6 protein-coding genes are annotated in these 7,772 nt (G+C 47.4%); 4 read left to right on the top strand and 2 right to left on the bottom strand.

The window, feature by feature from the left end; translation table 11 throughout:
• Positions 1-125 precede the first annotated feature (125 nt).
• Positions 126-1,133, bottom strand: a complete 1,008-nt coding sequence (locus tag K5905_RS22235) for a hypothetical protein (RefSeq protein WP_297587877.1) — start codon at positions 1,131-1,133, stop codon at positions 126-128.
• Between the two features lie 898 nt (positions 1,134-2,031).
• On the opposite strand from K5905_RS22235, the gene repA reads away from it, so the two are divergent.
• The 4 genes from repA to K5905_RS22215 all read left to right on the top strand — a co-directional run bounded on the left by repA (position 2,032) and on the right by K5905_RS22215 (position 6,410).
• Positions 2,032-3,249: a plasmid partitioning protein RepA gene (gene repA, locus K5905_RS22230; protein WP_297587874.1), complete on the top strand. Its 1,218-nt coding sequence runs from the start codon at positions 2,032-2,034 to the stop codon at positions 3,247-3,249.
• Positions 3,250-3,254: 5 nt separating this feature from the next.
• Entirely contained in the window at positions 3,255-4,304 is a 1,050-nt protein-coding gene (gene repB, locus K5905_RS22225; protein WP_297587872.1) for a plasmid partitioning protein RepB, read from the top strand.
• A gap of 208 nt (positions 4,305-4,512) precedes the next feature.
• A complete protein-coding gene (repC, locus tag K5905_RS22220; RefSeq protein ID WP_297587869.1) occupies positions 4,513-5,769 on the top strand; it encodes a plasmid replication protein RepC in 1,257 nt (418 codons plus the stop codon).
• Between the two features lie 137 nt (positions 5,770-5,906).
• Complete coding sequence (locus K5905_RS22215) at positions 5,907-6,410, top strand: PilZ domain-containing protein (RefSeq protein ID WP_297587867.1); 504 nt, start codon at positions 5,907-5,909, stop codon at positions 6,408-6,410.
• A gap of 154 nt (positions 6,411-6,564) precedes the next feature.
• On the opposite strand, the gene K5905_RS22210 is transcribed toward K5905_RS22215, so the two are convergent.
• The gene (locus K5905_RS22210; protein WP_297587865.1) at positions 6,565-6,810 is read right to left on the bottom strand and encodes a hypothetical protein; all 246 of its coding nucleotides are present in this window, start codon (positions 6,808-6,810) and stop codon (positions 6,565-6,567) included.
• Between the last annotated feature and the right edge of the window lie 962 nt (positions 6,811-7,772).

The following is a 7,772-nucleotide window of genomic DNA, read 5'->3' as shown; positions in this document are numbered from 1 at the left end:
TGCTGCCTATAACTCTGGCGGGCCAGTGCGGCGCTTGTTGAAAATGCTGATGCGGGAATTCAACTAAGCGGGCCAGCACGTGGTTTGCTGACCGCCATTGTCGCGTTTGAGAGATGAAGAGGACCCTATTTGAGGTAGGGTTCGATATCGAGAATGCCTTCCTTGCTACCTGGATCCAATCGAAAATCTACTTTCTTTTCGACTTGTCTTGCCTTTTCGAATTTCAATCGTTTCCAGGCAAGTGTCGCCGCTGCTTTAGGGTAAACATGAATTCCCTTTGGTCTGGTGGAAAGACCTTTCAAGCCAAAGATACGACGAAGTACGCCATTGCCATAGCGGACTGCGAATTCGTTCCGAATTTCACGGGTCCAATGTTCAGTTGTCACCGAAATATTGAGACAATCGTGGTTTTCAACGCGATGAGGACCGTAAAGTGGCCAATGCATCATTTGTCCAGGCTCAAGGTCGTGAACTTCAGCATGATCATCATACCAAGTCTGGTACGGGACCTCTTCTTCAGTCTCTTGCATGAGGATCTTTTCGATCGACTCGTCGGTCAAGAAGGCGTCATTTGCTGGGTAGACATATACCCGCTTTTTGCCTTCCAATTGCCAAAGACTCTGCCCCTGGATATCGGCATGGTAGTAAACTTGGATTTTGGGTGAAGACACGAGCAAAGTGATGTTGCGTTTGAATGTTTTCAGTCCTGGAATGAAACTTTCGAATTCACCGAATATCTGATCCAGGACACGGTCATATTTAGAGTCGATCTCCATGATCCTGAACAGGTTCAGCCATAAACGACCGGCACGGATCGTGTTGATGACCTCACGACCACTAATTCCTTGAATTTCACCATGTCTCCACTCATTGACGTCCTTTTGGAACCCCATGGTGTTGAGTGAATATTGATGTGGCGCGGCCTTTTCTATCAACTGACCGATCGCGTCTTCGGTGAAGAGCCCCGTTTCCCTTAATCGATGATTGAGTTTGATGTTTTGCCGATCAAACAGCTGTGCATGCTTGTCCTGCCAGTCCGATAGGACACCAAGATCTTGGGAAACGACGTTCATTTGACGCTGCTCTTCTAAAGTTAATTTATAAAAGTGTATTTTATCGGTGTGAATATTCATTTAATTTTTTTCTTAAAGAATAGTAATAATTACACTTTTATTACATTCGTGTCACTTTTGCTGAAAGAATATTCAATTAATTCGCCGTGTGATAGGTAAATTTGATAATTATGCAGAGAAAATCATTTCAACTTCAAATTATTTGCTTGCTATTCCGTAAAGCCGAAGCTCTATCACCTCTATCGCATGGCAAGCTATAAAATGACCTCACTGTCCGTTCCCGTCCGTACAGCAGCTTGTTTTCGAACTTTCTTTTTCGGGAAATGCACATGGATTTTGTGTATCAACCGATATCTCGGGAAGAGTTGTTGATTTCGCTCGTCGCGGCAAATGGCTCAATAATTGGCGTGACTTGATCGGCTTCGAACGAATTTGAATGTTGTGTTTGGCAAACATGATATTCTCGGAAGAAAGACTGGCCCCTTCTTCTTCCGTGAGCGCTGTTTAGCTGAAAGTGCAGAGTTCAGCATGTGCGGCACCAACTAACCCGCTTAGCAGTTAGTGCAGTAGTCGCTCTGTTCACTACAGGCCTTTGGCAATCACGAATCCTGACCGGGTCCACAGAAGGCTTTAAATTACATACCCTCGAAGTTACGACAGAAGAAACAATGCGTAATCTTTTGGGGAAATACGTGATCCAAGATGTACCAATTGGTAGGAAACTGATTCGAAGTTCAGAAGGGGTATTTTCGTAGCATTTATAAAGAGGTGACATATGTCACTTGATGAATTTTTTGTCGAAAAGGTACCGATATTGTTCAGGTGTATCACTGCTATTTAGTTTCAAGTATCGAATTGTCATTTTTACTCAAAAAGCCATTGACAGAAAGGGCTGATCCTACTTGTCTTGCTTTGACAACTTTTACCGTGAAACATTGATTCTTCGTCAAGGTGGGACATGGCCGAGACTGTTTTCATCGATGAAACTTTGGATCCCGAGAGTACGCGCGGACAAATTTCGCGGTTCTCTGCCCTATTGGGAACGCAGATCAGGAGTTGTTGGCAAAACAACTATGCACCCAATACACAAAAGAAGCTGAGACCGTTTTCTTCCTCCGAGGTCGCCGAACTGGTGGGAGTTTCAACTGCCACGCTAAGGCAGATGTCATTGAACGGAGAAGGGCCGATACCAGAGCGCTCTCCAGGTAATCGCCGAAATTATACGCTTGGTCAGATCAATGAACTGCGGAGTCATTTCGCAGAGCGCCACCCATCTCAGGCGAATAAATTCAATCCCCGTAGACGGGGCAGCGAGAAGATGCAGGTAATTGCAATCGCCAACTTCAAAGGCGGATGCGCGAAAACGACAACTGCTGTGCATTTGGCGCAGTATTTGACACTTCGCGGACTTCGCGTTCTGGCGATAGATTTGGATACCCAGGCAAGTCTAACTGAGATGCTGGGTGTTCAGCCCGTTGTCGATGTTGGAGACAATGAAACCATCTATTCTGTTCTTCGCTACGATGCGGAGAGGAAGCCGTTAACGGATGTCGTCCGCTCGACTTACTTTGACGAATTGGATGTTGTTCCTGGTCAAAGCGAACTGCAGTACTTTGACTACGAAACGCCGGCAGCGATTGTCAGCAACCAATTTGTTGGTGACGAGTATTTCATTCGGCGTCTGGCGACTGCTTTGCGGAGTGTTGAGGATCAATATGACGTGGTCGTCATTGATGCACCGCCCCAATTATCATATTTGACCTTGAATGCCGTTTATGCCGCAACAGGTCTCATTATACCGGTGCAGCCGGCGATGATCGACGTCGCGAGCATGAACCAGTTTCTCTACATGCTGGACGAAATGCTGGAGCAGATGGCGCATTTCGGCGCGTCCGTCGACCATGAATTCCTTCGATTTCTTTTAACCCGTCACATGCCGCACGACCTGCCACAGGTCAATGTAGCTGCCATGCTCCGATCGCTATTCGGAGAGAACGTGCTTGCGACAGCGGTGCTTGAAACAACTGCGATTACCAACGCCGGCCTCGAGAACAAAACATTGTATGAATTAGAAAAAGGCGCCGTAAACAGGGACACGTACAAGCGTGCCATTGAAGCGGTAAATGTTGCAAATCAGGAGATTTATGTCGAGATCTTGAAGGCTTGGGGGCGTTGATACCTATGTCAAAAGCATCGAAGCGCGCAAATCGTCTCGCAAGCATGTTTGGGCAAGTGGACCCTGAAGCGCTTGCGCAACAAGCCGCAATCGAAAGACCGGGCAACAAGGGCATGACAACTGCCCCGACCAAGGCCCTGCAGGCGAGTTTCGCAAGTATCGAAAGAGACAATATCAAACTGCGCCAGGAACTAGACAAGTCGGTTTCTAAGGATCTGGATCCGGATCAGGTACTACCGTCTTTGATCCAAGATCGGATGGATTGGAACGAGAACGATCCGGAATTCCAACAATTGCTGTCATCTATCGAGGCCTATGGTCAGAAATTACCTATCCTTGTTCGTCCTCACCCTGAACTCAAAGGGTCGTATCAGCTTGCCTATGGCGCACGCAGGAATCGGGCGTGTAAAGTTTTGGGACGCCAAGTCCGCGCATATGTTGAGGATCTGACGGATGAGCAGCTTGTTATTGCTCAGGGAGTGGAGAACAACGAGCGCAAGAATTTGAGCTTCATAGAGCAGGCGCTTTATGCGCAAGCTTTGGCCGGAGCCGGATACAGTCGAAAAGTGATTGCAGAGTGCGTTGGGGTTGGAAATGAGACCATAATCTCAAAGATGACTGCGATTATAGCTCAGATCCCGCTCGAAATTTTTCAGCTGATTGGGCCTGCTCCCAAAATTGGTCGAACACGTTGGGAAGCACTCGGTGAATTTATCGGCGCGGGAGAGAACAAGGACACGATCCTTTATTCGGTTAAAAATCTGTCTGACAAAATGGATTGGCAGAGGGCGGACTCCAACAAACGCTTCGACCTGGCTTTACGTATCGCTGAAAACGCCGACCAGCCGAAGGCAGCCAGGCTTAAAGCCTTAAAGGCTCCGCTTACATCGGGTCCTAGAACGTTTGGGAGTATTGAAAAATCCTACGCCAGTGTGAAAATCACGATCAATGCGAAGAGTGAACCTGCATTTGCAAAATTCATGTCTGAAAAGATGTCCGCTTTGATCAATGAATTTGAAGATCAAGAGAGAGTAATGAAGAAGATGAGGTTCTAACAAAAGAACCCGCCATAAAGGCGGGTCCTAATTGAGATGAGCACAAGTGCTATAAATCTCTTCCAACGTCTGAGATTTTATAGTGACTTGTGACACATAGCAAGTTCTGTCTTTCGTCAGAACACGATTTTCTGTGTCTTTTTGCTCGTCTTGCATCTGAAATTTGAGCGTCCGGTCGCACCAGGTTGCTTCCGGAAAAGGGGGACTTATGTCTTCAAAACATCAGATTGCGAGCTTTCGTAAGGTATCAGCAGGGATCCTTGCCAGTGCTCAGTTGGCTACATTGGAGGGCAGGCCGGAGGTCTCGAAAAGGGAGATTTCGCTTGTTCTTAAACGAGCCGCTCCAGCCCTCGGGATTGACGGGACTGCATACCATGTTCTCGACATCCTTATCGGTTTGGTGCAAGGGGAGGACTTCGGATGCGGTCGCCGCCCAATAGTTGCCATTTCCAATCAGCGCTTGGCAGAATACACCTGCCGATCCTCTCGTACCGTAACGCGTTGTCTCAAGAAACTTGTTGAAGTTGGCATACTGGCATATCGGGATAGTCCGACGGGACGACGTTTTGTCTATCGAGGATCCAACGGTGTGCCCGAACAGGCATACGGGTTTGACTTCACTCCAGCATGCTTCAACTTAAAATCCTTCAAGGCACAGGCAGATGCGTTCCAAAAGCGAGTTAAGGCGGAACAGGAAGCTCGAAGGGCCATTACGCGCTATTCACGAGCCATATTGGACTTAAGCGTCTTGGATAAAGGCAAAATGGATGCCTATGTGGAGCGTGCCAATCGTGTCCGTATGTGCAAAGACGCATCAAATTTCGATCAAGCGAAACAAATGCAGGTTCTATATAAGCAAGCATTGCTTTGTTTCGAGAGTTCTGCGATCGAAGAAAACGATAAAATGTCATGTGCGGGTGACATTGATGACAGCCCTTTATCTATTACAACCCATCCAGACTTTTCTGGAAGTAATAAAAAAAGGACTTGCTCTAACGAGCAAGACATTAAATCCCCGTCTGACAACGGCAAAGCCGTTGAAATGGCTCTTGAAAAAGAGCCTCGCGGCAGGCGCTCAGATAAACAATACCTAAATTCACAAGCGGACAGGCAGCCGGCGGACAATTGGACAGAAACCAACCTCGACGGTGTCTCCATCGGACTTGTCAAATCTGCCTGCTCCCGGGTTCAAACCGAAACCGGCCTGATATTCTCAAACTGGGCAAGCCTGTGCAGAGCTGCTGAGCAGTTGCGCATTCTCGTCGGCCTCAGTCCAGCCGGATACCAAGACGCAGTTGAACGACGGGGAAAATATCTTGCGGCTGCCTGTCTCGTCGTCGTCGCCGAAAAGGCCCTGCGCGATCCGCAGCAAATTACATCTCCGGGGGGATACTTCCGAGCAATGATTGACAGGGCAACCGAAGGAAAACTACGCCTAAGCAAATCACTACATGGCCTGGTATAGCCAGAGATCTTCAGTCCAGGCTGCAAAGAAAACTCGAATGAGTATCAGTCCGGATTCACAGATTGTCAGGCAAAACCTGAATATCTTAAACTCTGAGTTGTTTGAGCTGACTTCTGAAACAAAAAAGTGAGAAAATAATGTCGGATGCCAAATCTGAACCACAAAAAAACGGAGATGGAATATCTGAAAATGTTGACCGAGAACGGCGCGTCCGTGTCTTAAAGAAGGGGAAAATCGTTTTCCAAAGAGGATTGCGGTCGATACCGTGTTTGATCCGGGATCTTTCGGAAAGTGGCGCAAAGCTCGAGTTCGATCAACCTTACATGTTGCCGGAAGAGTTTGTGCTTCAGATCGATCTTCAGGATTATGAAGTCAGCTGCAAACGTCGCTGGATCGAAGGACTACAGTGCGGTGCTGAGTTTGTTGGCGAAAAACGGCGTATTGCACAAATGAGAGCGCAGACTTTGAAAACATCAGAGGAAGCATTAAAAGAAGAAGAGGATGATTTCGCTGATAGTACAAGCAACTTCTTCAAACGCAGACAAGATGTCGAGCCAAGGCGAATCGTCAAAGCCGCTAAACCCTCAGATCAACCGCCCAGACCGCGTAGCGGTAAGTCGACATTCGGTAAGCGACGGTGAATTGTTGAACTTACGGTTTTGACCCGACATGCAGGATCTCGACAGGAGGATCCGTCAAAATCTCAAGTTGGCGGTTTGCCAGCTTAGAGGTGCCTGTTTCAAAGGGCTGATTGCCCGAAAAGCAGACAAGTTCCACAACCTGACAAGCTTTGCGCTAGACAAAACCCCGGAGTATTTCGATCGCTTTTTCTCGGGGCTTCGGATGCAGCCTGACATTGCCATTGCTTGGAGCTGTCGAAAGAAAATCGATTAGCTCTTCGATTGTTAGAGTTTTTCCGGCCTTCAGAGTGGCTATTACGGCTTCAGAAAGAGCTTGTCGCCATAATCCCGGTGAGCCTTCAAAAATTGTCTGACGAACAAGGCTTGGCGGATTAGGCACTTCCTCGCTTTCATCGCTCATTTGGTTTCTCCTGGCTCAGTTTCTGCAGACTCGAGTTGAGCATGTTATTTAAATGAGCGGAAAAATTTTGAACCACATCAATTTTGAAAAGCAACATGCCTTTATATTAAAGCCTTTCAAGACTTTATGCATGGTAAAGGCGGGTAAAGATTACCGCCCTGACCGCTAACTTAGGCACTTTGCCAACTGAAGTACCTGGAACACTTGAGACAGCTGGAAATGGCACTGTGGATAGGGATGAAAAAAGAAAGAATGTTGCACAGAGAATAGTAGCTAAGTATTCCAACATATCCACTGAATTGCAGAGCAGTTGATTGTTGCATTGAGAGGATATCCATGTTGAGGCTTCACGCGGTGTTCGTATTCAACCGAGAGCTCGACTTATTTTCGCTTATAGCGTAAGCACCGCAAGATCAATCGTCGCGTCCCCTCCCCTGAAGTTCAGAGCAAGTGTATTCCCTGGAATGATCTGTTTCATTACTGATCAAAGATGATTTTCCAAAGCCAGGCTGGTTTCACGTTGACCGAAGGTTGGTCAGCAGCCTGTTATTGATCCTTGGACTTTTGCCGACATACCTAACAATTTCCAAGCATATAGTAGTCTGCCGGATTTAATTCTGTACCAAACTTGTCGGAGGCCTCTCCGTAACTCATGAACTCACCGCGTCTGAGCGCTGCTTCAGAGACTCTGTGGAGTGACCGTATTGTCTGTGTCTGAGCCGAGAGTTTGAACCCTTGGAGCTTACCGTTTTTTCTCTCTGCTAGCACATAAACGTAAGTCAAACCGCCGTTGAATATCGTTTCGGTTTGCACATTCAACACTTTCATTTGTCGCCCCCCGCGATCGGTGTTGTGGGATGCATTTGATGGCGAGAACGTAGGGGTTGTTTTTTGCAAGCTGCGTTGCCCACTTGAGAAGCGCACAAGAGGCCCAAACACGTGTCCGAATTACTAGTCGTCGC

Source organism: Roseibium sp. (assembly GCF_025698965.1).
Taxonomy (GTDB): domain Bacteria; phylum Pseudomonadota; class Alphaproteobacteria; order Rhizobiales; family Stappiaceae; genus Roseibium.
Note: the sequence above shows the minus strand (reverse complement) of the source record. Positions and strands in the feature narration are given on the sequence as shown.